Source organism: Mesorhizobium sp. M1D.F.Ca.ET.043.01.1.1 (genome assembly GCF_003952385.1).
Taxonomy (GTDB): domain Bacteria; phylum Pseudomonadota; class Alphaproteobacteria; order Rhizobiales; family Rhizobiaceae; genus Mesorhizobium.
In genome coordinates this window covers 5,772,033-5,797,729 of record NZ_CP034444.1, presented here as the reverse complement: position 1 = coordinate 5,797,729, position 25,697 = coordinate 5,772,033, and the positions used below count along the sequence as shown (strand labels likewise).

Sequence of the window (25,697 nt, the reverse complement as noted above, 5' to 3'; positions counted from 1 at the left end):
GGGCGACATGCGTTAGTGCCCGAGGCTTTCGATCTGCGCGGCAAGCTCGGCCGCCAGCCTCAGCGCCCCGGCCGTGGCCACCACCATCTGCGGCAGCATGAGCCACTCCAGCGTCCAGGCCGCGCCCGAGCGTTCCTGCTCATGCACCAGCGCCTGGTGCATGCCGGCAAGCTGCGTGGCGTTGAAGCGGGCAAGTGCCACCAGCGCCTCTGCCTTCACCGGGTTCTGCTTGTGCGGCATGGCCGACGAGCCGCCACTGCCCGACAGCTTGATGTCGGTTCCCGCCTGCGCCATCAGCGCGACACCCTGCCCGAACTTGCCGAGACTGCCGGTGACGAGTGACAGCCAGCCGGCGAATTCGGCAAACGCATCCCGCTGGCTATGCCATTGCGGCGCATCACCGAGGCCGAGCTTCGCGGCGAGTGCCGCGCGCACGGCCGACGCTTTGTCGCCGAGCTTTTCCAGTGTGCCCGCGGCGCCGCCGAATTGCACCACCAGGAGCCGGCCGGACAGTTCCTTCAGGCGCTGCTGGTGGCGCTCGAGCGGCGCCCGCCATGAAACGATCCGGTCCGCCGCCGTGATCGGGATTGCCGGCTGCATGCGCGTCATCGCCATCAGCGCCCTGCCCCCGAACTCCTGTTCGAGGCTGGCAAGGCGCACGATGTTTTCGCTGAGCAGCAGGCCGATATGCTCGACCGCTTGGCGCAGTCTCAGCGCCAGCGAGGTGTCGATGACATCCTGGCTGGTCGCGCCGAAATGCACAAATTCGCTGTGCTGGCCGCCGACCGCCGCCCTGATCTGGCGCACCAGTTCCGGCACCACGACGCCGTCCTTGGCGACCCCTGCTCTCAGCTTGGCTGTGTCGGGCCGGAACGCGGCCATCGCCTTGACGATCGCAGCCTCCGCCTCACGCGAAACCACGCCGCACTCGGCCTCCGCCTCGGCCAGCGCCCTTTCGAAGGCAAGCATCGCGGCGATATCGGCTTCCACGGAAAAATGTCTCGCCGCCTCCTCGTCGCCGAGCAGGCCGGAAAGCAGCGGATGATCGAAAGGCGAAACGGTCATGTCGATCTCGGTCAGCTGTCGAAGAAGACCGTCTCCTTCTCGCCTTGTAGATGGACATCGAAGACATAAGTGTCGCCCTGGCGCTCGGCGATCAGCGTCGGCACCCGCGCGCGATGCTCGATGCGGGCAAGGATCGGATCCTCGGCATTGGCCTTCTCCTCGTCGGAGAAATAGAGCCGCGTGTTGAGGCCGATATTGATGCCGCGCGCCACGATCCACAGGCCGATATGCGGCGCCATCAGCCGGCCGTCGCGGAACGGCACGCGCCCGGGCTTGATCGTTTGGAACAGGCAGACGCCCGTTTCCATGTCGGTCGGCTGGCGGCCCCAGCCCAAAAAGTCCGGATCGGCGGTGCCGCGCATTTCGGCGGGCGAATTGTAGAGCCCGTCGGCGTCCGCCTGCCAGATCTCGACCAGCGCGTCCTTGAGCGGCGTGCCGGTGCCGTCGAGCACCCGGATACGCAACTCGATGCGCTCGCCCCTAGTCTGCTTGTTGACCATGGTCGAGCCAAGGTCGTTGTCATAGACGCCGCCGATGCCGCAGAAATTGGGCGTCAGCCCGATATGGACATAGGGTCCGGCGGTCTGCGAAGGGCTCTCCTTCAGCCGGTCGAGCGACTGCGCCATCAATTGCCCTCCGGCCTGTTCTCGAACAGCGTCGAGCGTCGCCCGCGCAGCACGATGTCGAACTTGTAGGCGAGCGCGTCCATCGGGATCGTCGACTGCATGTCGAGCGCGGCGATCAGCGCTTCGATGGCGGCCTTGTTGGAAATGCCGCCGACGATCGGGCAGCGCCAGATCAGCGGATCGCCTTCAAAATACATCTGCGTGATCAGCCGCTGCGCGAAACCATGGCCGAACACCGAAAAATGGATATGCGCCGGCCGCCAGTCGTTCGGGCCGTTCGGCCAGGGATAGGGCCCGGGCCTGACCGTGCGAAAGGCGTAGCCGCCCTCCTCGCTGGTGATGGTGCGGCCGCAGCCGCCGAAATTCGGATCGAGCGGCGCCAGATACCCATCCTTCTTGTGGCGGTAGCGGCCGCCGGCGTTGGCCTGCCAGAACTCGAGCAACACGCCGGGCATGCCCCTGCCGCGCTCGTCGAGCACGCGTCCGTGGACGATGATGCGCTCGCCGAGGGCGCTCTCGCCCGGCCTGGCGAAGTTATGGATCAGGTCGTTGTCGAGCTCGCCGAGCATCGCGTGCCCGAACACCGGGCCGGTGAGTTCCGACAGCGTGTTGTCGAAGGCGACCAGCGCCTTCTGCGGCGAACGCAGCACCGAGCTCTTGTAGGCCGGCGTGAAGGCCGGCGGATGCCATTGGCGGTCGCGCTGGAAGAAGGCGCCGGTTTCCGCCGTCCGGTTGGAGCGGGACTCAGGCATGGGGGGCTCCGTCCATTTGCGCGAACACCTCCTTGGCGATCTTGAAGGCGCGGTTGGCCGCCGGCACGCCGGCATAGATCGCGACATGCAGGAAGGCTTCGCAGATGTCCTCACGCGATGCGCCGGTGTTGGCGGTGGCGCGCACATGCATTGCCACCTCATCGTCATGACCGAGAGCCGCAAGCAGCGCCAGCGTCACAATCGATCGCTCGCGCTTCGACAGGCCGGGGCGCGCCCACACCGTTCCCCAGGCGGCCTCGGTGATCAGCTGCTGGAACGGCCGGTCGAAATCGGTTGCCGCGTCCACGGCGCGGTCGACATGCTGATCGCCGAGCACGGAGCGACGGACCGCGAGACCGGTCCGGTAGCGGCTGGTGTTGTTGGGGTCGTCATCCATGGGCATGCTTTCCCTCAGGCAACGAGGCGACGAAGTCGCGGATCAATCTGACGAGCGCGTCGGGCTGCTCGATGCAGAGAATGTGCCCGGCGCCGCGGACCACCTCGAAGCGTGCCCCGGGAATGAGATCGGCCAGCCAACGGACGAGATCGGGCGGCGTCGAGCCGTCCTGGTCGCCGACGATGCAGAGCGTCGGCGCCGCGATGCGGCGCGCGCTGTCGGTGAAGTCGGCGTCGCGCACCGCAATGCATGTGCCGATATAGCCGGGCAGCGCCTGCCTGGTCAGCATGTTGCGGCAGCCGGCAAGCTCGGCCGCGCGGTTGGCATGGAAGTCCGGCGTGAACCACACCTTCATGATGCCGTCGGCGATCGCCTCGATGCCGTCGCGCTCGACCGTCGCGATGCGGCTGTTCCAGCTTTCGTCGGTGCCGATCTTGTGCGCGGTGTCGCTCAATATCAGGGCTTCGACGATCTCTGGCCGGCGGGCATGGAGCCGCTGCGCCACCATGCCGCCGACCGACAGGCCGAAGAGTATGACCTTGTCGAACCCGAAATGATCGATCAGCGCGCTCAGATCGTCGGCATGGTCGTCGATCGAACGCACGCCGCCGCCGATATCGGAAAGCCCGTGGCCGCGCTTGTCGTAGACGAGCATCGGCATTTCGCCGGCTAGCCGCGCGACGACGTCGTCCCAGATCCGGAAGTCGGTGCCGAGCGAGTTGATGAAGATGATCGGGCGCGAAGTGCCGGTCGCCTCGATCGAGCGATAGTGCAGCGTGACGCCGCCGATGCTGACGAATGGCACGGTTTCGATCCTCCGAAGCCACATTGCACCAGTTGGTGGCTCAAGAAAATGATCTTTGGCCGCGTTTCATTAACCTGGCTGTTCTGGCATTACCGTTCGTCCCAGAGCCATTCCGGCGGATAGCTATGACCTCAAAGCGCAACGTCCTTTTCATCATGTGCGACCAGCTGCGGTTCGACTATCTGGGCTGCGCCGGCCACAAAAGCCTGAGGACGCCGAACATCGACCGGCTCGCCGGCCGGGCCGTGCGCTTCACCAACGCCTATGTGCAGTCGACGGTCTGCGGCCCGTCGCGCATGAGCGCCTATACCGGCCGCTATGTGCGCTCGCACGGCTCGACGCATAACGGCGTGCCGCTGAGGGTCGGCGAGCCGACGCTTGGCGATCACCTGCGCGAAGTCGGCGTGCGCTGCGCGCTCATCGGCAAGACGCATATGCGAGCCGACGAGGAAGGCATGGAACGCCTCGGCATCGGCAGGGATTCCATCATCGGCGTGCGTATCGCCGAATGCGGCTTCGAGCCGTTCGAGCGCGATGACGGCCTGCATCCCTCGACCAGCTATGACCCCGATCCGGCCTACGACACCTATCTGCGCGAGCATGGCTTCGACGCCGAAAATCCGTGGGAGCATTGGGCGAATTCCGGTGAAGGCGACAATGGCGAGAACTTCAACGGCTGGCTGCTCGTCCATGCCGACAAGCCGGCGCGCATCCCGGAGGAGCATTCCGAAACGCCGTACATGACGCGCCGCGCCATGCGCTTCATCGAGGAGGCGGAAGCCAAGGGCGAGGCCTGGTGCGCGCATCTTTCCTATATCAAGCCGCACTGGCCCTATATCGCGCCCGCGCCTTACCACGACATGTACGGCAAGGCGGACATCAAGCCGCCGATCCGCAGCGAAGCCGAGCGCGCCTCGCCAAATCCGATCTTCGAGGCCTTCCAGCAGGAGCGCTATTCGAAGAACTTCTCGCGCGACGAGGTCCGCGAGACGGTCATCCCCTGCTACATGGGCCTGATCAAGCAGATCGACGACCAGCTCGGCCACCTGTTCGACTTCATGGAGAAGCGCGGCCTGTTCGAGAACACGTTGATCGTCTTCACCTCGGACCATGGCGACTATCTCGGCGACCATTGGCTCGGCGAAAAGTACCTGTTCCACGACGTCGCGGCGAAGGTGCCGATGATCGTCTACGATCCGCGCCCGGAGGCCGATGCGACGCGCGGAACGACATCCGACGCACTGGTCGAGATGATCGACCTCGCGCCGACCTTCCTCGACTATTTCGGCGGCAGGGCCAGGCCGCATATCCTCGAAGGCCGCTCGCTGCTGCCGCTCACTGCCGGCGAACAGACAAGTCTGCGCAACTATGCCGTCAGCGAATACGACTACAGCGGCGACGCGGCGCGGCTGAAGCTCGCCATGCCGGTTTCGGACTGCAAGCTCTACATGATCACCGACGGCCGCTTCAAACTCATGCATGGCGAAGGTGTCGTTCCGATGCTCTTCGACCTTCGGAACGATCCCGGCGAATTGCGCGATCTCGGCCGCGAACCGTCCGCGGCCGCCGACATCGAGCGGCTGCGGAAAATGCTGATGCGCTGGCTGGCGCTACCCAACAACCGCATCACTGTCCCCGACGAATGGCTGACCGAGATCGACGACAAGATCGGCCATTTCGACCCGATCGTCGGCTCGGGCGTGCTCATCGGCTACTGGGACGAGGCCGAGCTTGGCGAACAGCAGGAGGCGCGCCGCCGCTGGCTGGCAAGTCGCGCCCGAAAGTAAGGCTCCCGCTATCCCAGAGTGAGCCCTGCCTTCTTCGCCTCCTCGCGCAGGAACGGCAGGCCGACTTCGATGACGTCGCGCGGATCTTCCGCCACCGGGCGCCACACGGCGAGCCCGCCGGCAATGTCGACATCGACATGGTTCATGCTTTCGAGCGTGATCGCGCCCTCATAGCCGATGTCGGCGATCGCCTTCATGCAGGCTGCCCAGTTGAGCATGCCGCGCCCAGGCACGCCGCGATTGGCCTCCGAAACATGCACATAGCCGAGGAAGGGCGCCGCCGCCTCGAAGCCTGCGGCAAAGCTCTCTTCCTCGATATGCATATGGTAGGTGTCGAGATGGATGAAGATGTTGTCGGCGCCGATGCGCTCGATGATCCGCGCCGCGTCGATGCCGCGGTTGATGAGATGCGTCTCGTAGCGATTGCAAGGCTCGATGCCGAGCTTCAGGCTGCGCGACTTGGCGGATTTCGCGGCGCGTTCGAGGAAGCGGCAGATGCCGTCGATCTCCCTCTGCGTCGGCGCCCTGCCTGTGGTCTTACCGATCGTTCCGTAGGTGACGCCGCCGAGCGCCTCGCTTCCCACCTCATTGCACACCTTGAAGGCCGGCTGCAGGAAGTCGAGCGCTTCATCGGGCCGTTCGACGACATCGAGCGCGCGCGGCAAGCCGAGCGAGGGGATGAGTTCAACGCCATAGTGGGTGGCGAAACCGCGCGTACGCTTGGTGTCGAGCTCCTCGGGTCTGAGCAGCGGGATTTCCATCAGGCCGATGCCGAGCTCCTTCAGCCGGTCCATCTGCGGCTCGATGCGGGCGAGGTCCCAGACCGGGGCGATGGCGAAAGTGTGCAGTCCAAAGGTGTTCATGTCAGCCTCGTTGCTCGTGCGCCGCCGCTGCGGCCGTATCACCGCCGCCGACGATGCGGCTGACGACTTCGTTCATGTTGGTCCTGGCGGTGACGAGATCGGCATCCGCCCTGCCGTGGCGCAGCACGACGATGCGGTCGGTGACCGACAGCACGTCGTTCAGCCGGTGCGAGATCAAAATGACCGCGATGCCTTCCGACTTCAGCCGCCGGATCAGGTCAAGCACGCTTTGCACCTCGCGCACGGCGAGCGCCGCCGTCGGCTCGTCCATGATGACGAGCTTCGGGTTGAAGGTGAGCGCGCGCGCAATCGCCACCGTCTGCTGCTGGCCGCCGGAGAACGAGCCGACGGACCGGTTGATCGACGGCAGATGCGCGCCGAGCCGCTCGACCATCCGCGCCGCCTGGCGGTCCATCTCGGCTTTGTCGACGAAACCCGGGAACAGGCCGAACAGCCTTTTCGTCGGCTCGCGGCCGAGGAAGATGTTGGAGGCCACGTCCTGCTGCTTGGCCAGCGAAAGATCCTGGTAGATCATCTCGATGCCGAGCCTCCGGCGCTGGCCGGGGTCGAGAGCAAGGATGTCGTTGCCGTCGAACTCGATCGAGCCGGTGTCGGCGCGGTAGATGCCGGTGATGGTCTTCATCAGCGTCGACTTGCCGGCGCCATTGTCGCCGACCAGCCCGACCACCTCGCCGGCCGCGACCGACAGGTCGACGCCATGCAGCACATCGACCGCGCCAAAACTCTTGCGGATGCCGTGGAGCGAAAGGAGCGTCATACGCGCGACTCCTTCCGCACCTGGTACTGATCGATGAAGACCGCGAGGATCAGCACCGCGCCGATCGCCATCTGCTGGTAGTAGGACTGCACGGCAAGCAGCGTCAGCCCGTTCTGCAGGACGCCCATGATCAGCGCGCCGATCATCGTGCCGAGGATCGAGGCGCGACCGCCGAACAGATTGGTGCCGCCGATGATCGCCGCCGTGATCGCGGTAAGCTCGTAGTTGATGCCGGCCGTCGGGTCGCCGGCGTTGACGCGGGCGGTGAAGAGCAGGCCGGCGAGGCCGGCCAGTGCGCCGGAGAGCGTGTAGATGATGCGGCGGTGATGCTCGACGCGGATGCCGGCCGCGCGGGCAGCACTCTCACTATCCCCCAACGCCAGCGTGTGGCGGCCGAAGCGCGTATAGGCGAGCACCGCATGCGCGATGATCGCGGTGAGCACCAAGATGACGACCGGCATCGGAATGCCGAGCGGCCTGCCCTGCCCGATATAGACGATCTCGGCCGGCAGGCCGTAGATCGCCCTGCCCTGCGAGATGACGAGCGCCAGCCCGCGCGCCAGGCCAAGCATGCCGAGCGTGACGATGAAGGCCGGCACGAAGGCGCGGGTGACGAGCTGCCCGTTGATGTAACCGGCGATACTTCCAGCCAGAATGCAGGCCAGCACCGCGAACACCGACGGCCAGCCGAGATTGACGGCAACGAACGCGCCCGCCACGCCGGATAGGCCCATGACCGAACCGAGCGACAGATCGAGCCCGCCCGAGCCGATGACGAAGGTGGCGGCGATCGCCAGCACGCCGATCGTCGATGTCGCCAACAGGATGTTGAGGAAATTGCTGAGCGACAGAAAGAAGGGCGACAGCAGCGCCATCGCCGCGCTCAGCAGCACAAGCACCAGCAGCGACTCCAGCCTGATGTGGAGTCTCTCGACGGATGCGCGCTGCACCCGAGCCCAAAACCCGGGCTGCGCCGTTTCGGAAGCCATGTTTTTCACCCTTTGGGTAGGGGAGTAGGGGAGTAGGGGAGTAGGGGAGTAGGGGAGTAAGTCAGTAGGGAAGTAGGCGGAAAGCAAGGTGGCAGGGGCCAGATCGGAGAAGTGCAAACCCGTCGCCCACCTACTCCCCTACTCCCCTACTCCCCTACTCCCTTGCTCCCCTCCTTCCTCACTTCACATATTGCAGCATCGGTTCCTTGCCGGCGTCGAGCATTTCCTTGGTCAGCACCAGGGTCGGCACGGCGATGCTTTCCTCGACCTTCTCGCCGGCGAGCGCCTTCTTGACGTTCTCCACCGCCTGCTTGCCGACGAGATAAGGAAGCTGCGCGACGGAAGCGTTGAGGCGGCCTTCCTTGATCGACTTCACCGCATCGACATTGCCGTCGACGCCGATCATCGTCACCTGCTGGCCTTTGCCCGCCGCATAGACCGATTCCACGGCGCCCAGCGCCATAGTGTCATTGGCGCAAAAGATGGCGACGAGATCGGGATGCGCGGTCAGCGTGTCGGTAGCGATCGAGGCCGCCTTGCCGCGATCCCAGTCGCCGGGCAGCGAAGCCACGATCTCCAGCCCCGGCGCCAGTTCCTTGAGCTTGTCGGCAAAGCCCTTGGCGCGCTTCTGGCCGGTGATGTTGCCGGACAGGCCCTCGATGACCAACACCGGGCCCTTGGCGTCCTTGCCGAGCTTGGAAACGAGATATTCGGCCCCTTGCGCGCCGGCCGCGACATTGTCGGAGCCGATATGGAAGGTCACCTTGACGCCCTCCTTGTCGAGCACGGCCTGGTCGAGATTGTTGTCGAGGTCGACGATCTTGATGCCGGCGTCCTGCGCCGACTTCAGGCAGGGCAAAAGGTTGGTCGAGTTGATCGCGGCGGTGATCATCGCCACCGGCTTGCGCTCGAGCATCGTGTTGCAGAGGTTGAGCTGCGGCTCGGCCGCCTGGTCGCTTTCGGCCGCCTGCTGGAAATACTTCACGCCGGCTTCCTTGGCGCCGTCCGCGACGCCCTGGGCCATCGCACCCCAGAACGGATTGGCCAGCGTCTTCATCAGCACGCCGTATTCGCCGTCCTCCGCTTTGGCCGCGCCGATGGCCGATATCGCCATAGCGATGCCCAAGGCCATCGTAAATCGATTTATCTTTGGAACGAATGCTACCATGTCTTCCTCCCTGTTGATGTCACGCGCCACGAGCCAAAGCCAGGTGTGGCGCCACTCAGTTTCGACAATGGGGGCTATTGTCGGTCTCCTCCCCCGGAATGCGGGACGCTGCCTGGCGAGCCAACGGATTCCCGCATCAACACCTTGCAAGGCTCGAGCCGCGCTCTTGGCGGGCCGTCCTCGCCTTCGATCCTGCGAAACAAGACCTCCATCGCGTTGCCGGCGATCTCGCGCACCGGCTGCACCACGGCGGCGATCGCCGGCCACGTCACCTGCATCCATTCGGCGTCGTCGAAGCCGACGAGCGAGATGTCGTTCGGGCAATGCCAGCCGCGCCGCCGGAACTCCGACAGCGCCACCAGCGTACCCTTGAGGAAGAGCGAGTAAACCGCCGTCGGCCGGTCGTTCCCGGCTTCCCGCTTGCTGAAATAGTCGCGAAGCAGCGTCCGCAATGGCTCGACGTCGCTTTCGCAGAGCACGACGTCGATGCGGATGTCCGGCGTAAGCTCAAGCGCAGTTTTGCGAAACCCCTCGAGGCGGGCGCGTACCGTCGCCGCCTGCTGGCCGAGGCCGACGACAAGAACGTGGCGATGGCCCTGCCCGACGAGCGCGCGCGCCACTTCAGCGCTTGCCGCGGCGCTATCGGCCGAAACCGTGTCGAAAGCATCGTCGGCAAGCACGCGGTCGATCAGCACGCCCGTCATCCCGTTCGCCTTCATGAAACCGGCCGCGGGTCCGTGCTCGTTGCGCACCGGCGCCAGCACGACGCCGGCGACGCGCCAGTCATGCATGCGGGCGAGGATCTCCTTTTCGCGCGCTTCCGATTCACGGCTGGAGGCGGCGACGAGCGTGTAGCCGCGCTGCTCGGCGAGGCCTTCGAGCTCGCTCACCATCTGGCCGAAGAACTCGCTTTCGAACTCCGGCATGATGGCGCCGATGATGCGGCGCTTGGCCCGCCGCATGTCGGAAGCGAGCGGGTCGACGCGGTAGCCAAGCAGCTCGACGGCGTCGAGGACGCGCTGCGCGTTTTCCGGCTTCACCGTGGTGACGCCGGCAAGCACCTTGGAGACGGTCGCGGCGGACACGCCGGCATGGCTTGCCACGTCGTGGATCGACGGGCGCCGCTGCTGGGTTTCCTGTTGCGCCATCAATTTTCTCCCGAAGGCAAGCGGCCGCCTGCCTTCTTATCAATGTAATCGATAAATCGATTTTTCGCTGTTGTAAATCGTTTCATCCGGAGTAAAAAACGCAGATGTGATTGACGCGATCCAATCGCGCCGGGAGGAAAATAATCATGTCCGACAAGGCCTTGCCGCTGGTCATCAGCGCACCCGAACCGCGCACGCTCGACCTGATCTTCACGCCGGCGCAGTTGACGCTGTTTCGCAGCAAATATCGCATAGTCGAGACAACGCCCGAAGGCGTCGCGGAGTTGCCGTCGGATGTGCTTGCCGACGCGCGCTACATCGTCGGCCAGCCGCCGATCGCTCCGCAGACGCTGCAAAAGATGACGGCGCTGCGCTGCATCTTCAATGTCGAGACCAATCTCATCAACAACTTGCCCTATGAGACGCTGTTTGCCCGCGGCATCCATGTCGTCACCACCGGCCTGGTCTTTGCCGAGCCGGTCGCCGAACTCGGGCTCGCCATGGCGCTCAACCTGGCGCGCGGCATCGTCGATGCCGACCTCGCCTTCCGGCAAGGTAAGGAACTCTGGGGCGGCGACGGCAACCAGAGCGCACGTCTGCTTTCCGGTTCCGATGTCGGCATCATCGGCTTCGGCGATCTCGGCCGCGCGCTCAATCGCCTGCTGACCGGCTTCCGCACCCGCACCCGGGTCTTCGATCCGTGGCTGCCGCCTTCCGTGCTGGTGGAGCATGGCGTCGAGCCGGCCTCGCTCGACACGGTGCTGTCGCAAAGCGATTTCGTCTTCGTCGTCGCCTCGGTGACCAGCGAGAACCAGGGTTTTCTCGGCGCCGACGCCTTCGCGAAAATGCGCAAAGGGGCAGCCTTCATCCTGCTCAGCCGCGCCGGCGTCGTCGATTTCCCGGCCTTGATGGAGGCCGTGCGAAGCGGCCATATCGTTGCCGCAAGCGACGTGTTTCCGGAAGAGCCGCTGGCGAAAAAGCATCCGGTGCGCGCCCTCCCCGGCTTTCTGCGATCGGCCCACCGCGCCGGCGCGCTCGACGTCGCCTTCAAGCGCATGGGCGACATGGTGCTGGAAGACATGGACCTTGTCGATCGCGGCCTGCCGCCGATGCGCTCCAAGCGCGCCGAACGCGAGACCGTTTCCCGGATGCGCTCCAAGCCGGTCGACAGGAACTGAGGACTTAGACGAAGGCGGCAAATCCCCTAACAATTGGCTCGGGCATTTTTCGCCGCAGTACGGGAAAATCACGCAAGGTTTCCAGTCCCCTGCGGCAATATTTTCGCGTGGATCAGCGAAAACCTGGAACTTTCATCCAAACCTTCCGTTGGTTTCCGATCGTTGCTTCGACGATCGAAAGCAACAGGAGGATTATATCGTGAACATCAAGATGATCTGCTTCGGCGCCATGGCGCTTTCGATGATCGCCGGCTCGGCTCTCGCCGCCGGCGAGACCGGTACGTCGGCACTCGACGATCCGGCCAAGATGCAGCCCTTCTATACCGACTCCAGCATGAAGACGATGGTCGGCAAGGACGCCTTCACAAAGGCGTGGAAGGCACTTTCGCCCGAGGATCAAACGGCGATGATGACCGCGTGTGCGGATGAGGCCAAGAACGCCAACGCAGCCAACTCTCATCCGGAGTTCTGCAGCAGCGTCAAGGAGAACGGCGGCAGCAAGTAGGCGGTCGGCGCAACCATACGTAAGACGGCCTCGTGCGGGGCCGTTTTTTCGCGTTACGGACTTTTCCGAGTTTGATCAGGCGGTGAGATCGCCGTGGGCCGCCTCTTCGACGCCGTCACTGAAATTCGCCTCGAGCCAGGCGATCGCGCCGGCGACATCGGCAATGGCGAAACGTGCCGTGGTCTCGCCCTGCGGCTTCACGCGGATCGAGATCCCCCGGCGGCATTGACGGTCTCAAAACCGTTTTCATCGGACGTGTCGTCACCGAGGAACACCGGCCGCCTGCCGCTGAACGGATCGAGCTGCATGAAGCGCCGGATCGCGGCGCCCTTGGCTGCCTCCAGCGGCATCAGCTCGACACCTGCATTGCCGGCGATCACGCGGTAGCCTTTCGGCAGGCGGGCGAGCGCCGCCTCGACCAGCTCCGTCGCGCGGGTGAGCAAATGCGGCGCCGCCCTTGTATGAATGGCCAGCACCGGGCCCTTGCGCTCGACATAGACGGCCTGGCTTGCCAGCTCCAGCTCGATCTCGTCGGCAAGCGCTGCCATATCCGCCGGCTCGTCGGCAGCCTCGATTTGCCCGTCAGGTGTCAGCCTGTGCTCCAGCCCGTAGAGGCCGGCGATCCGCAGCTTCAAGGGATCGAACAGTCCGTCGACGGCCGCGATGGAACGGCCGGTGATGAAGGCGAGCGCGCCGTCCAGCCGGCGCTCCACCGTCTCCAGGAGGAGCCGCAGGTCGTCGCTGACCGACACGCTGTCCGGATGCGCGGCATGCTCGAGCAACGTGCCGTCAATGTCGAGGAAGAGCGCCCACCGGCCGTCTGGAAGGCGCGGCGTCAAATCTGTCTGAATATTCATCGGTATCCGGCTGCCTGTTTGCGTTCGAAGATGGAGACGACATTGTCGCCGTTGGCGACCGCCGGCCGTTCGGATAATGCGGTGACCCGGTCGAGCTCGCCGCGCTTCCTCAGCCGCGCCGCGTCGAGCAGCATGCTGCCGGCCCAGCGATAGACATTGTTGTCGCGCACGATCTCGCGCATGCGCCGCATGCGCTCGCGCTGCTCGTCGGGCCCCATGACCAGCGCCTGCCGCATGGCTTCGCTCATCATCGCCGCGTCGTAAGGGTTGACGATCAGCGCTTCCAGCAATTCGCGCGAAGCGCCGGCAAATGTGCTGAGCAGAAGCACGCCCTCTTCGTCGTCGCGTGCGGCGACGAATTCCTTGGCCACCAGGTTCATGCCGTCATGCAGGCTGGTGACCAGGCAGATGTCGGCCGCCCGGTAGATCTTGTAGACGTCCTTCTGCGAGTGATGCTCGGCCACGAGCACGACCGGCCGATAGCTGCCGCTGCCATAGCGCTCGTTGAGTTCCTCGGCGAGGCGCTGGCACTCCTCATGCAGTTGTCTGTAGGCCGGCAACGTGCCCCGGCTCGGTGCGGCGATCTGCAGGAACACCGCCTTGCCGATCATTTCGGGGTAGCGGATGAACAGTTCCTCCAGCGCATGGAAGCGGTCGAGAATCCCCTTGGTGTAGTCGAGGCGCTCGACGCCGACGCACAGTTTTGCGTCGGCAGGAATCCCGAAGCGCTCGCGGATGTGGGCGCGGCATTCCTCGACCGGCGGCAGGCTCTTCAGGAGTTGGACAGGCCATTCGATGGAGATCGGATAGGCGTGGACCAAGGTCGTCTGGCCGCCATAGGACACCGCGGCATCTGCACGTTCGATCCGGCTTTCCATGAAGCGGTCGACGCTCTCGGTGAAGTTGTTGGCATGGAACTGGGTGTGGAAGCCGATGATCGAGCTGCCCAGCAGCCCGTCCAGGATGCGCTCGCGCCACGGACAGATGCTGAACACTTCCGAGTTCGGCCACGGAATGTGCCAGAAGGTGATGACGATCGCCTCGGGCAGGCGCTCGCGGATCATGCGCGGCAGAAGCGCGAAATGATAATCCTGGACCAGCACGATCGGCCGTTCGTTGCGGGCCTCGGCAACCACCGTATCGGCGAATTTGCGGTTGACGGCCTCATAGGCCTCCCAGTCCGACTCGCGGAAGATCGGTCGGGTGAAGGCGATATGGCAGAGCGGCCACAGCCCTTCATTGGCGAAGCCGAGATAATAGCCCTGGTATTCGTCTTCAGTCAGCCAGACCCGGCGCAGCGCATAGGATGGATTTTCAGGCGGCACCTGCACCCGGTCGTCGTTGTCGACCACCTGGCGATCCGCGCTTCCGCCGCCATAGGCGATCCAGGTGCCGGCGCAGGCGCGCGTGATCGGCTCCAGCGCCGAGACCAGTCCGCTCGCCGGAACGACGAGTTCGACATCGCCGTTCTTGTCCTCGTTGTGGATGTAAGGCTCGCGGTTGGAAACGACGATGACCTGTGCGTCCGGCAGATCCTCGGCAAGAATCTTGCGCAGCGTCTCCGGCGACCAGGTGACCAGCGCCGCGTCGACCGACTGTCCGTTCTTCTCGAATTCCCGCAACACGTTGCGCGCGGCATCCGAAGCGACGTCGTCACCCGAAGCGGGCGAGTTCACAGCCATTGGATGCTGATGACGGTGCCTGGATACTGAAACGAAGATCGCGAGAGCCGAAAGTCCGAGACTCGCCAAGATAAGGACCCACAAGAGGTCGACGCCGTACTGTGTCATTGAATGCCAGGTTGCCTCAGGCTGTCCGCTGTTTTGTTTTCGTTCTTGCCGGCTGCGGACCGGTAGGCCGGTACGGGTTTGCAACGCACAAAGTTGGGATCGGTTCCGACATTTTTCGGTTTCCGGGCGTAACCTTGCCGGCCTTTGTTCTAGGTTCGCACGATGAGCGGCACCATGCCCTCATGCCGGTCGGCAAGGAAGGCGACGACCCGGTCGCCGACGCGCTGGAAGGTCAGGTCGACGGATTTGTCGCCGACGGTCAGATGCCGGAGCGTGAGTGTGTCGATACCGATCGGCAGCCTTGGGCGTGTGACGTGCAACTCGCCTTCCCATCCATCGATTTCCAGGCCGAGGCAGGCTTGCATCAGCATGAAGGTGGAACCTGCCGACCAGGCCTGCGGCAGGCAGGCGACAGGATAGGCGATCGGCGCCTCGCCCGGCGCCCGGATGAAGCCGCAGAACAACTCCGGTAGCCGCATGTTGAAGTGCACGGCCGACTCGAAAGTGCCGCTCATCAGCCGCACCACGCTGTCGCGTTCGCCGTAGCGCGCCAGCCCGACGCCGCAGAGCGCGGTGTCGTGCGGCCAGATCGAGCCGTTATGGTAGGACATCGGGTTGAAGAACACCGCGTCGTCGGCGAGCGTCCTTAATCCCCAGCCGGAATGGAAAGAGGCCGAGAGCAGCTGGTCGGCGACCATCTTGGCGCGCTCCGGCTGCGGCAGCCCGACATAGAGGAGATGGCCGACGTTGGACGTGCGGACCTCGCAGGGCTTGCCCTCGCCGTCGATGGCCAGGGCGTAGAAATTGAGGTCGTCTATCCAGAAATCGCGCTCGACGGCAACCCGCATTTCTTCGGCGCGGTTTTCCCAATGCTCGGCTTCGGCGTACTCGCCGCGGCGGCGCGCCAGCGCCGCGAGTCCCCGGTAGGCCGCAAAGACATAGCCCTGCACCTCGACCAGGGCGATCGGCCCTTTGGGAATGCGTCCGTCGGCGTGGAAGACCGAATCGATACTGTCCTTCCAGCCCTGGTTGGCCAGGCCGGACTCGGCGGCGCGCTGGTAAGTGACGAAACCCGTCGCCCGGCTTGCCTCCTCCGTCCATTCGGCGGCCGCCTTGAGCGATGGCCAGAGCGTATCGATAAAGGCCATGTCGCCGGTGCGGTCGGCATAGGCGCAGGCAAGATGAATGTAGAGCGGCGTCGTGTCGACGCCGCCGTAATAGCGGCCGAAGGGAAGCTCGCGCAGCGCCGCCATCTCGCCCTTGCGCGTCTCGTGCATGATCTTGCCCGGCTGGGAATCGCTGAAGGGCGAGGTCTCCGTCGCCTGATGCTCGGCGAGAAAGGCCAGCACACCGCGCGCAAGGCCGGGATTGAGCCACAGCATCTGCAAGCCGGAGATCACGCCGTCGCGGCCGAAGGCCGTCGAGAACCACGGGATGCCGGCATAGGGATAGGGACCGGTCGCGAGCTCCGTGGTGAGCAGTGCGACATCGGCGCGGGCGCGCTCGACCCAGTCGTTGAAGACACGGCCGGAACTGCGCACCGTGGCGCCATGCCGGCGCTTGGCGCGCATGCCGAAACGCGCGCGCGCAGCGGCGGCGCGGAAGCGGTCGCGCCCGGGCGTGTCGGCGATCTCGGGACCGACCTCGACATAGAGCACCTTGCTGCTGCGCTTGGTGACCGCGATCAGGAAGTCGGCGCGATTGTCGTGCAACTGGTCGGGAGCTTGCGAGAAGGAGACGGCCGACAGGCGCGGCAAGCCGTCGAGGCCGTCATAGCCGAGCAGCACCGACGCCTTGTCGGTCTTGGCGACATGGACCGTGCCGCGCCGTGGACGCGTCGAGCCGCGCACCTCGAACATGTCGCGGAAATCGGCGGCGAAATGCAGCGAGACCGCAATGGTCGAGTGCTCGCGGCTGTAGTTGGAAAGCGTGATGCGCTCGAACAGCCTGTCCTGCCAGATCAGTCTGACGCGCTCGATGTGGATCGCGCCTTGCGGAATGTCGCGGCCGGCGGCGCTCTGGATAGGCAGGTTGGTCAGGTTGCTGGTGAACAGCACGTTGTCCTGGCTGAGCGAGGCACCGAGCAGCGACATCTGCCTGCCGCCGACGGTCAGGCGGAATTCGGACAGGACGCGGGTGTCATCGCGAAAGAAACCGTCGCCGGCGCCCCTGATTTCGCCATAGGCGTCCGCGACGACGAAACAGTCGCCCTGTTTGAGCGCGAACAGCCGATGTGGTTCCCGTGGCGCGGTTTCGTCCAGCGAGGCAAGGGCCACGGCGGGATCGAGCTTGCGCTCGTCGAGTTCCATCATTCTAAACCTCTTCGCTAGCTGCGCCCCCCTAAGGCATATGGTTCACGAAGCCTTGACCGCATGAGCACCGATCAGGCGCATATAGGCGGCAAGGTAGTCGCCCGCCATCCTAGTGGCCGAAAACCGCTTTTCGAAGACCGCCCTCACCTGCCGCCGGTCGAGCTGGGTCAGGGCCGGCACCGCCGCGGCCGCGTCTTCGACCGTGTCGACGACGAAACCGGTCACGCCCTGGTCGATTATCTCCGGCAAGGCGCCGCAATTCCAGGCGATCACCGGCGTGCCGCAAGCCATGGCCTCGATCGGAGCCAGGCCGAACGGCTCCGGCCAGTCGATGGGAAACAGCAGGCCCGCGGCGTTGCCGAGAAACTCGGCCTTCTCGTCTTCCGCGATCTCGCCGACATAGTCGATGCGGTCGCCGTCGATGAGCGCCTCGATACGGTCGTGAAAATAGGCGCGGTCGTCGTCGCCGATCTTGGCCGCCAGCTTCAGCTTCAATCCCGAACGCCGCGCGATCTCGATCGCCCGATCCGGCCGCTTGTCGCGCGAAAGTCGTCCGAGAAAGGCGAGATAAGGCTCTCCGGCCGGCTTCTCGTAGGTCGGCGGATAGGCGTCGACCGGGATCCCGTGGTGGATCGTCGCCAGCCAGTTGGCATGGGGCAATCCCCGCTTTTGGGCGTGCGAGATGGAGATCATCGGAAAGCGCGGAAAGCGCGTGTAGGCCGGCGCCAGGTCGACATAGTCGAGCCTGCCATGCGGCGTCGTCACCGTCCGTCCCGCCATATGCTCGAAGAACGGGAAATGCACGAAATGGCTGAGATGGAAGTGGATGACGTCGAACTCGCCGGCCCGTTCGCGCACATCGCAAAGCATTGCCAGATGCGCCGCGATCTCCGATTTCTTCGGCCGCGGGTCGAGGCGTATAGCCTGGTCGCGGCCGGGCACCAGCCGCGCCGATGTCTCGCTGTCGCCGCTCGCGAACAGCGTCACATCGTGACCCAGTTCCACCAGCGCTTCGGTGAGATAGGAGACGATCCGCTCCGTGCCGCCATAAAATCTCGGGGGGACGGACTCATAGAGCGGCGCGACATGGGCAATGCGCATGGATTCCCTCAACTGCTGAGGGAAGCAAAATGCATCAGCCGCGAGATCGTTCCTCCCAATCGGCAGCATGTGACGGAGTGTAAGGCGCCGGGCGCTCGCAAGAGGCTCTGCTAGACGGAGCCCTTCCGGCCGCGCCGCGAAAGAATATTCGCGACCAGCAGCAGCAGGATGGAGAGCGCCATCATCAATGTCGCCGCCGCGGTGATGGCGGGACTGAGCTTCTCGCGCAGGCCGATGAACATTTCGAGCGGCATGGTGCGCTGACTGGCGCTGGCGAGGAACTGCACCACCACCACCTCGTCGAAAGAGGTGACGAAGGCGAAGGCGGCGCCAGAGAGCACGCCGGGCAGGATCAGCGGCAGCATCACCCGGAAAAAAGCGGTCAGCGGCCTGGCGCCGGAGATCGCGGCGGCACGCATCAGATTGCGGTCGAAACCGGTAAGGCTCGCGGCCACCGTCACCACGACGAACGGGCTGGCCAGAGCCGTATGCGCCAGGATGATGCCGGCATAGGTGCTGGCAAGTCCAATCCGCGCATAGAACAGATACGAGCCGACGGCCGTGATCACCACAGGTACGATCAGCGGCGAGAGCAACAGCGGCATGACGATGCGCCGCCCCGGAAATTTCTCGTCGGAGAGCGCGATCGCCGTCAGCGTGCCGAGCACGGTTGCAATGAAGGTCGTGCCGCAGGCGACGATCAGGCTGTTGCCGATCGCCGATTGCCAGCGCTGCGTGCCCAGCACAACCTCGTACCAGCGCGTCGAGATCCCCTCCAGCGGGAAGATGAAGAAGGCGCCGCTGTTGAAGGAGAGCGGCACCGGGATGAGGATCGGCACCAGCAGGAAGAGGATGACCAGCCCGCACCATATCCAGAGCAGCGTGATGCGGATGCGTTCACCAGCGGTCGGATAAGGAGACAGGAGCATGGCTACACCAGCTTCAGGCGGTCAAAGCCGAGGATACGGGCGAAGATGCCGAACAGCGCCAGTGTGAAGACGAGCAGGATCAAGCTCAGCGCCGCAGCCATCTCCCAGTTCAGTTCGACATTGACGTAGTTGGCGATGAAGTTGCTGATCAGCTGGTCGCTGGCGCCGCCGATCAGCGCCGGCGTGATGTAATAGCCGAGGCACAGGATGAAGGTGAGCAGGCAGCCGGCCATCACGCCGGGAAGGACCTGCGGAAGGTAGACGCGCCGAAACGCTGTGAAGGGTTTTGCTCCCAGTGAATATGCCGCCTTCATCTGCGAAGGCTGGATCGTGCGCATGACGCTGTAGATCGGCAGCAGCGTGAACGGCAGCTGTATATGGGTCATGGCGATGATCAGCCCCGTGCGGCTGTACATCAGGTCGAGCCGGTCGTTGGTGACGCCAAGCCAGAGCAACATGTCATTGACCAGCCCGAATTTCTGCAAAAGCACGGTCCAGGCGGCGGTGCGAACCAGGATCGAGGTCCAGAACGGCAGGAGCACCGCGACGATCAGAATGGCCGCCAGTCCCTTTGGCACGCTCGAAATCAGATAGGCGAGCGGAAAGCCGAGAAGCAGCGTTGCGAGCGTCACCGCGGCGGCGACGAAGAAGGTGCGCATGAACACCTGCAGGAAGATCGCCTGTTCCGGCGGCACCCGCTCGATGCTGCCGTCGGCGTTCCAGCGCAGGTCGAGCGCGCTGAGCAGATAAAACGAGGTCAGCCGGTGCGTGCCGCTGGCGATCGCCGGCCACGTGCCGGGCGCCGTCCAGAACGGCACCGATTTCATGACGTCGAGCGGCGGCTGGGCGCCCGCGTTCTCGAGCTTGCGCACGGTCTTCAAGACCTGGCTGCGGGCGCCCGGCAGCCGGGCGTTGATGCTCTTGGCGAGCTCGTAGGCCGTGCCCTTGGCCTGGTTCTCGCTGAGGTCCGCGGCGAGCGCGGCAAGCGCCGCGTCGCCGGGCAGGCCCTGGCCGCTCCAGTCGGCCAGGGCCGCGGTCGTCTTGGGCAAGGCATCCGCGATTGTCGGATCATAGACGGCGCGAGAGAGCAAGAGCACGATCGGGATGCCGAAGCTCAGCGCCAGAAGCAGAAGCAGCGGCGCAGCCAGCGCCAGCGAGCGCAGCCGGTCGCCGAACTCGGCGCGCCGGAGCGCCGCCGACACGGACTTCAGGTCCGCGTCGGCGGCTGCTGACCGGCCGCGGGCCAGCGCGGGCCGGTCGAGATCGCTGGGCTGGAGCGCCGACATCGTCGCCTGCCCCGGCCGCCTATTGGGCGAGCCAGGCGTTGAAGCGCTTGACGAGGTCCTCGCCATAGTCGCCCCAGAACTCGGTGTCGGCGACGAGGTAAGCACCGCTCAGATGGTCCGGAGCGTTGGGCAGTTTCGGCAGCGCGTCGGCCGCGACGAAGGACGCCGCGTCGGTGCGAACCGGTCCGTAGGTGATGAAGCTGGCGAGCTTGGCGTTGTTTTTCGGCTCGCTGATATAGGCGAGGTATTTGTAGGCCAGGTCCGGGCTCTTGGCGCCCTTCGGAATGGCGATCATGTCGTATTCCAGGATCTGGTTGTTCCAGACGATCTTGAACGGTTTGCCGTCATTATCGATCGCATTCTGAATGCGGCCGTTCCAGGCAGTGGTCATGACGACTTCCTTGGATGCCAGAAGCTGCGCAGGCTGGGCGCCGGCATCCCACCAGACGATGTCCTTCTTGATCGTGTCGAGCTTCTTGAAGGCGCGGTCGACGCCTTCCGGCGTAGCGAGCACCTTGTAGACGTCGGCCGCCGCCACGCCGTCGGCCATCAGCGCCCATTCGAGATTCTGCGCCGGGAACTTGCGCATGGCGCGCTTGCCCGGGAATTTCGTCGTGTCGAAGAGGTCGAGCACCGAGGTCGGCGCCTCTTTCAGAACAGTCGGATCATAGGCGAGGATGTCGCCGTAAGCATCGAGTCCGACTCCGCAATCGAGCGCCGAGCCCTCGATGAACTTGTCGCGCGGGCCGATCTTGGAATAGTCGAGCCGCTCCAATATGCCGGCGTCGCAGCCCTGCAGCACGGTCGCCGTCTCGACCGTCACCAGGTCGATCGGCACGTTGCCGGTATCGACCATGGCCTTCACCTTGCCGAGGTCGCCGAGATATTCCTGCTCGAGGATCTTGACGCCGGTTTCCTTGCTGAACGGCTCAAACCATGCCTTGCGCTGTGCGTCCTGCCAGGCGCCGCCGCTCGCCATTATTGAGAGTTCGTCGGCGAAAGCCGCGTGACCAATCGACATGCACGCAATGGCGGCCGCGAGCGCGAGCAAATTCTTCCTCACATGTTTCATGTTATTTCCCCTGTTTTGGAATGGCGCCGTCTGTCCCGGCGTCGACCGGAAAGGCACGGCAATCGTTGGGCGCGCAGGAGACCGTCACTGTCTCGCCGCTTGCCATCGTCGCTTCGGGACCGACCTTGACGGTCAGCACCTGGTTGTTGGCGAGCCTGGCCAGCAGGCGCAGGTGGTCGCCGAGATAGATCCGGCCATCTACCGTGGCGGGCAGAAGGTTGCCGCCACTGGCGGCTGACGCCAGGCTGAGCCGCTCCGGGCGCACGGCAACATGGCACGGGGAGCCCTGCGCGACCCCGATGGCCAAAGCCGTGATCTCGCCGCCGCCGTTCAGTCGGACCCGGCATTCCTGTCCCAACACGCGATCGACCACGCCTTCCAGCGTGTTGTTCTCGCCGATGAAGCTCGCCACGAAGGAGCTTTGCGGCGTGTTGTAGAGATCGTCGGGGGAACCGAGCTGGGCGATCGCGCCATTGTTGAAGACCGCGACGCGGTCAGACATGGTCAGCGCCTCGCTCTGGTCGTGCGTCACATAGACGATGGTGACGCCGAGCATGGTGTGGATCTGCTTGATCTCGAGCTGCATGTGCTCGCGCAGTTTCTTGTCGAGCGCGCCGAGCGGCTCGTCCATCAGCACCAGGCGCGGCTCGAACACCAATGCGCGCGCCAGCGCCACGCGCTGCTGCTGGCCGCCGGAAAGCTGTGTCGGCCGGCGGTCGCTGAATTGCTTCAGCCGCACCATGTCGAGCGCGCGCGCCACCCGGGCTGCGATGTCGGCCTTGCTGACCTGCCTCACCGAGAGCGGGAAGCCGACATTGTCGGCCACGCTCATATGCGGAAACAGCGCATAGTTCTGGAACACCATGCCGATGTTGCGCTGGTACGGCGGCAGCCGGTCGACCGCCTGCCCTTCCAGCGTGATCGTGCCGTGCGTCGGCCTCTCGAAGCCGGCAAGCATGTTAAGCGTCGTCGTCTTGCCGGAGCCGGAAGGCCCGAGCAGCGTCAGGAACTCGCCGCGTGCGACGGTGAGGTTCATCCGCGTCACCGCGAATGTCCGCCCGTCATAGGATTTTTCGACTTCGTTGAACTCGACGAAGCCCGGGCTGGTGAGGGGCGCCGGCGACGCAGACAGAGCGGCCTGACCGGCGCTCATCGTGCGCAATTCCGAAAGGCGCCGGACAGGCAGCAGACTATAATGTTCGGCTTGCGATGCATGTCTCCATCCCGTCGGAATCAGCCAGCGCTCGGCTGGCCATCCAAACTTGTATGCTCACACAATTCACCTGAATTCGACCATAGATGCATACAACTTTGGCCGTCAAGCGTGTTTTTACGGCGAATGTGTGATAATTTCACGCTTCACGCGCCGGATGTATGATCACACAATCGGTGTTGTCCGGGACAATGTCTTATGCTAGACGCTGACAAAGACGTAGCCGAATCCTATCCGCATGCTCCAAGATCTTCGCCTTACCGAGGATGAAAATCCGGTCTATCGCCGTCTCGCCGATGCGATCGCCGAGCGCATCGCCACCGGCCGCCTCGCCGTCGGCGAAAGGCTGCCGCCGCAGCGCGAGATCGCTCGCGCTTTGGGCATCAACGTCACCACTGTGACGCGCGCCCTCTCGACACTGCAGGAGCGCGGCCTGCTGGAAGCGCGGCCGGGGCGCGGCACGACGGTCGCTGCCCGCGAACAGGCCGAGCGGCCGGGCTTCGTCTCGGCGCCGAGCGACGAAACCGGCATCATCGATCTCTCCGTCAACCGGCCGCCCACGCCGGCCTACCTCGACGCCGTCGCGGCGCTTCTGCCACGCCTGCCGAAGGACAAACACTATTCCGCGCTGCAGGACTATCACCCGCCTGAGGGACCGCTCTGGGGCCGCGCGGCCGTTGCCGAATGGCTGAAATCCGTAGCCGGTGACGGCGACCCCGGCCGCGTCGTGCTTGCCGCCGGCGCCCAGCACGGGCTGGACGGCGTGCTCGGCGCGGTGACCAGGCAGGGCGAGGTCGTGCTTGCCGACGAAGTCACCTATCAGGGCATCAACGCGCTTTGCCGCGTGCACGGGCTGGACCTCAGGGGCGTCGCCATGGATCGCGGCGGCATGCGCCCGGACGCCTTCGACGCTGCCTGCGCGCAGCTGCGCCCGCGCGCGGTGTTCCTGGTGCCGACGCTGCACAATCCAACGACGATCACGCTGAGCGAGGAACGGCGGCACGAGCTGGCGGCGGTCGCCAGGCGGCACAACGTGCTGATCATCGAGGACGACGTCTATCGCCCGCTGGCCGACGACCCGCCGCCCTCCTTCGCCAGCTTCGAGCCGGAGCTGACGGTGCATATCGGCGCCCTGTCGAAATGCCTGGCTCCCGGCTTGCGCCTAGGCTTCGTGATTGCGCCGCGGGCGATCGCCGGCCAGGTCGCGGCGGCACTGCGCATCAACTGCTGGAGCATCAGCCCGCTGACGGCGCTGATCGGCGCCAGGCTGATCGAGGAAGGCGCCGCCGCCCGCATCATCGACATCCAGAAACAGGAACTGCGCCAGCGGCAAGCGATCCTGAGCGAGATCCTCGGCCGCTTCGACATCCAGGCGCATCCGACATCGACCCATGCCTGGCTGCGCCTGCCGGAGCCGTGGCGCGGCGCGGGCTTTGCCCGCACCTGCCTGGAACGCGGCGTCGCCGTGCTGCCGGGCGACGCCTTCGCCGTCGGCCGCGAGCCGGTTCAGCATGGCGTGCGCATCAATGTCGGCGCGGCGCGCTCGCAGGAGGACCTGCGCAGCGCTCTCACCACCATGGCCGAGCTGTTGTCGGCGGGCCATCTGCAGTTGCCCGGCTTCGTCTAGGAGCGATAAGTGCCAGCCTCTGATCGGATCGAGATTGCCGTTGTCGGGGCGGGCGTGGTCGGGCTGGCGACAGCCTTGCGGCTGGCCGCCGAGGGCCGCGAGGTCATGCTCATCGATCCGAACGAGCCGGGCTCGGGCGCCTCTTTCGGTAACGCCGGAACGCTCGCCGAATATGCCTGCATGCCCGTCGGCACGCCGGCGGTGCTGCGTGCCCTGCCGAAACTACTGCTCGATCCGGACAGCCCGTTCTCGCTGCGCTGGGCAGCGCTGTTCCAGCTGGCGCCCTGGCTCACACGCTTCGTTCGCCAGTCGCTGCCGGCGGCGACCCGCGCCAACGCAGCCGCGCTGGCCGGCCTGCTCGCCGATGCGCTGCCCGCCTGGGAGGAGATGGCCGGCGAGGCCAAGGCCGCCGATCTGCTGCGCCGCAACGGCTGCCTCTATCTTTATCGCAGCCCAGCCGATCTCACCGACTCGGCTGCCAGCCGGGAAGCGCGCGCCAGCTTCGGCATCCATCAGCAGGTGCTGACGCCGAACGAGGTCGCCGCGCTTGAACCCAAGCTGCCGCCGGTCGCAGGCGGCGGCCTCTATTTCCCGGACTCGCTCAACCTCACCGATCCGTCGCTTGTGATGCGCCGGCTGGTCGACGCGGCGACAGCGCGCGGTGTCGTCCTGTGTCAGGCGAAAGTCACCGGCCTCGAAACAAGCACCGGCAGCGTGCGGTTAAGCGGTCCCGGCTTCGGCGTCGTAGCCAGGAAGGTCGTGATCGCGGCCGGAGCCTTCTCGCGTCCCCTCGCCGCGCAAGCCGGCGACCGGATCCCGCTGGAGACGGAGCGCGGCTACCACCTGGAATTTCCGACCGGGACGCCCTTGCTGACGCGTCCGGTCTGCCCCGTCGATCTCGGCTTCTACATGACGCCGATGGCCGGCCGGCTGCGGGTTGCCGGCACCGTCGAGCTGGGCGGCCTTGCCGCCCCGGCCAATCCGCGCCGGCTGGCGCTGCTCGACCGCGGCGTGCGGCAGTTCTTCCCAGACCCGGGCAGACCCTCATCACATTGGCTGGGCTTCAGGCCCTCGCTGCCGGATTCGCGGCCGGTCATCGGGCCCTCGCCCAAATCGGCGGACGTGATCTATGCCTTCGGCCACGGCCATCTCGGGCTGACGCTCGCGGCGGTGACGGCCCGCTGGGTCGCCAGCTTCGTCGCCGGCCGCGAGAATCCATTGGCCGCTGATTTCGCCGCCGCGCGTTTCTCCTGAGCAGCGCCTCGCATTGGGAATACTTGGCTTTGGTGCCTTGAGCTTCGTCTCCATTCTCCATGAGTGTCAGCATCAAAAGTGTTAGCTGCTTCACAGTCAGCGCACGATCAGAAGCAGAAACTGCAGCGTCTATTGATTCCATTTGTAAATACTTCTGCCCATTCCGCCTCGCGCCATCGGACCCCTTCGATCGCG

At 65.1% G+C, this 25,697-nt stretch carries 22 protein-coding genes and 1 pseudogene; 5 read left to right on the top strand and 18 right to left on the bottom strand.

Annotation, left to right across the window (positions count from 1 at the left end; genetic code table 11):
• Positions 1-12 precede the first annotated feature (12 nt).
• Genes EJ067_RS27800 through pcaD form a run of 5 tightly spaced genes read right to left on the bottom strand, consistent with a single transcriptional unit; the run spans position 13 to position 3,645 of the window.
• Complete coding sequence (locus EJ067_RS27800; protein WP_126088345.1) at positions 13-1,065, bottom strand: 3-carboxy-cis,cis-muconate cycloisomerase; 1,053 nt, start codon at positions 1,063-1,065, stop codon at positions 13-15.
• 11 nt (positions 1,066-1,076) lie between these two features.
• Positions 1,077-1,691, bottom strand: a complete 615-nt coding sequence (gene pcaG, locus EJ067_RS27795) for a protocatechuate 3,4-dioxygenase subunit alpha (RefSeq protein WP_126088344.1) — start codon at positions 1,689-1,691, stop codon at positions 1,077-1,079.
• Positions 1,691-2,443, bottom strand: coding sequence for a protocatechuate 3,4-dioxygenase subunit beta (pcaH, locus tag EJ067_RS27790; RefSeq protein WP_126088343.1), 753 nt, complete (start codon positions 2,441-2,443; stop codon positions 1,691-1,693). Before pcaH ends, pcaG begins: the two co-directional genes overlap by 1 nt.
• Positions 2,436-2,840: a 4-carboxymuconolactone decarboxylase gene (gene pcaC, locus EJ067_RS27785; protein ID WP_126088342.1), complete on the bottom strand. Its 405-nt coding sequence runs from the start codon at positions 2,838-2,840 to the stop codon at positions 2,436-2,438. Before pcaC ends, pcaH begins: the two co-directional genes overlap by 8 nt.
• Positions 2,833-3,645: a 3-oxoadipate enol-lactonase gene (gene pcaD / locus EJ067_RS27780; RefSeq protein ID WP_126088341.1), complete on the bottom strand. Its 813-nt coding sequence runs from the start codon at positions 3,643-3,645 to the stop codon at positions 2,833-2,835. Before pcaD ends, pcaC begins: the two co-directional genes overlap by 8 nt.
• A gap of 125 nt (positions 3,646-3,770) precedes the next feature.
• On the opposite strand from pcaD, the gene EJ067_RS27775 reads away from it, so the two are divergent.
• Complete coding sequence (locus EJ067_RS27775) at positions 3,771-5,432, top strand: sulfatase-like hydrolase/transferase (RefSeq protein WP_126088340.1); 1,662 nt, start codon at positions 3,771-3,773, stop codon at positions 5,430-5,432.
• 8 nt (positions 5,433-5,440) lie between these two features.
• On the opposite strand, the gene EJ067_RS27770 is transcribed toward EJ067_RS27775, so the two are convergent.
• From EJ067_RS27770 to EJ067_RS27750, 5 genes are all read right to left on the bottom strand, one after another.
• Complete coding sequence (locus tag EJ067_RS27770) at positions 5,441-6,295, bottom strand: sugar phosphate isomerase/epimerase family protein (protein ID WP_126088339.1); 855 nt, start codon at positions 6,293-6,295, stop codon at positions 5,441-5,443.
• Between the two features lies 1 nt (position 6,296).
• Positions 6,297-7,073 carry an ATP-binding cassette domain-containing protein gene (locus EJ067_RS27765; protein WP_126088338.1) on the bottom strand — a complete coding sequence of 259 codons (777 nt, stop codon included), beginning with the start codon at positions 7,071-7,073 and terminating at the stop codon, positions 6,297-6,299.
• Positions 7,070-8,062 (bottom strand): ABC transporter permease, encoded by a 993-nt coding sequence (locus EJ067_RS27760; RefSeq protein WP_126088337.1) that lies wholly within the window; start codon positions 8,060-8,062, stop codon positions 7,070-7,072. The genes EJ067_RS27765 and EJ067_RS27760 overlap by 4 nt, the downstream gene beginning before the upstream one ends.
• 178 nt (positions 8,063-8,240) lie before the next feature.
• Positions 8,241-9,230: a substrate-binding domain-containing protein gene (locus tag EJ067_RS27755; protein WP_245468075.1), complete on the bottom strand. Its 990-nt coding sequence runs from the start codon at positions 9,228-9,230 to the stop codon at positions 8,241-8,243.
• A gap of 74 nt (positions 9,231-9,304) precedes the next feature.
• The gene (locus EJ067_RS27750) at positions 9,305-10,378 is read right to left on the bottom strand and encodes a LacI family DNA-binding transcriptional regulator (RefSeq protein WP_126088336.1); all 1,074 of its coding nucleotides are present in this window, start codon (positions 10,376-10,378) and stop codon (positions 9,305-9,307) included.
• A 146-nt stretch (positions 10,379-10,524) separates the two neighbouring features.
• Here EJ067_RS27750 and EJ067_RS27745 point away from each other — a divergent pair, with 146 nt between their 5' ends.
• Both EJ067_RS27745 and EJ067_RS27740 read left to right on the top strand, forming a co-directional pair.
• Positions 10,525-11,556, top strand: coding sequence for a hydroxyacid dehydrogenase (locus tag EJ067_RS27745; RefSeq protein WP_126088335.1), 1,032 nt, complete (start codon positions 10,525-10,527; stop codon positions 11,554-11,556).
• A 199-nt stretch (positions 11,557-11,755) separates the two neighbouring features.
• Positions 11,756-12,061: a hypothetical protein gene (locus EJ067_RS27740; protein ID WP_126088334.1), complete on the top strand. Its 306-nt coding sequence runs from the start codon at positions 11,756-11,758 to the stop codon at positions 12,059-12,061.
• 75 nt (positions 12,062-12,136) lie between these two features.
• Here the strand turns inward: EJ067_RS27740 and otsB are convergent.
• The 8 genes and pseudogenes from otsB to EJ067_RS27700 form a co-directional block, all read right to left on the bottom strand.
• Positions 12,137-12,918, bottom strand: a pseudogene (gene otsB, locus EJ067_RS27735) (trehalose-phosphatase).
• Positions 12,915-14,708: a trehalose-6-phosphate synthase gene (locus tag EJ067_RS27730; protein ID WP_126088333.1), complete on the bottom strand. Its 1,794-nt coding sequence runs from the start codon at positions 14,706-14,708 to the stop codon at positions 12,915-12,917. Before EJ067_RS27730 ends, otsB begins: the two are co-directional and overlap by 4 nt.
• Before the next feature lie 149 nt (positions 14,709-14,857).
• Positions 14,858-17,020: an amylo-alpha-1,6-glucosidase gene (locus EJ067_RS27725; RefSeq protein ID WP_126088332.1), complete on the bottom strand. Its 2,163-nt coding sequence runs from the start codon at positions 17,018-17,020 to the stop codon at positions 14,858-14,860.
• A 42-nt stretch (positions 17,021-17,062) separates the two neighbouring features.
• The gene (locus EJ067_RS27720; RefSeq protein ID WP_126088331.1) at positions 17,063-18,121 is read right to left on the bottom strand and encodes a glycosyltransferase family 4 protein; all 1,059 of its coding nucleotides are present in this window, start codon (positions 18,119-18,121) and stop codon (positions 17,063-17,065) included.
• Between the two features lie 110 nt (positions 18,122-18,231).
• Positions 18,232-19,050 carry an ABC transporter permease gene (locus tag EJ067_RS27715; RefSeq protein ID WP_126088330.1) on the bottom strand — a complete coding sequence of 273 codons (819 nt, stop codon included), beginning with the start codon at positions 19,048-19,050 and terminating at the stop codon, positions 18,232-18,234.
• 2 nt (positions 19,051-19,052) lie between these two features.
• Complete coding sequence (locus tag EJ067_RS27710) at positions 19,053-20,336, bottom strand: ABC transporter permease (protein WP_126088329.1); 1,284 nt, start codon at positions 20,334-20,336, stop codon at positions 19,053-19,055.
• Positions 20,337-20,355: 19 nt separating this feature from the next.
• Entirely contained in the window at positions 20,356-21,408 is a 1,053-nt protein-coding gene (locus tag EJ067_RS27705) for an ABC transporter substrate-binding protein (RefSeq protein ID WP_126088328.1), read from the bottom strand.
• Between the two features lies 1 nt (position 21,409).
• Positions 21,410-22,561 (bottom strand): ABC transporter ATP-binding protein, encoded by a 1,152-nt coding sequence (locus EJ067_RS27700; RefSeq protein WP_126088327.1) that lies wholly within the window; start codon positions 22,559-22,561, stop codon positions 21,410-21,412.
• 298 nt (positions 22,562-22,859) lie between these two features.
• Between EJ067_RS27700 and EJ067_RS27695 the strand changes: the two genes are divergently transcribed.
• Positions 22,860-24,248 carry a PLP-dependent aminotransferase family protein gene (locus EJ067_RS27695; protein WP_126088326.1) on the top strand — a complete coding sequence of 463 codons (1,389 nt, stop codon included), beginning with the start codon at positions 22,860-22,862 and terminating at the stop codon, positions 24,246-24,248.
• A 9-nt stretch (positions 24,249-24,257) separates the two neighbouring features.
• Positions 24,258-25,502: an FAD-dependent oxidoreductase gene (locus EJ067_RS27690; RefSeq protein ID WP_126088325.1), complete on the top strand. Its 1,245-nt coding sequence runs from the start codon at positions 24,258-24,260 to the stop codon at positions 25,500-25,502.
• Positions 25,503-25,697: the final 195 nt, after the last annotated feature.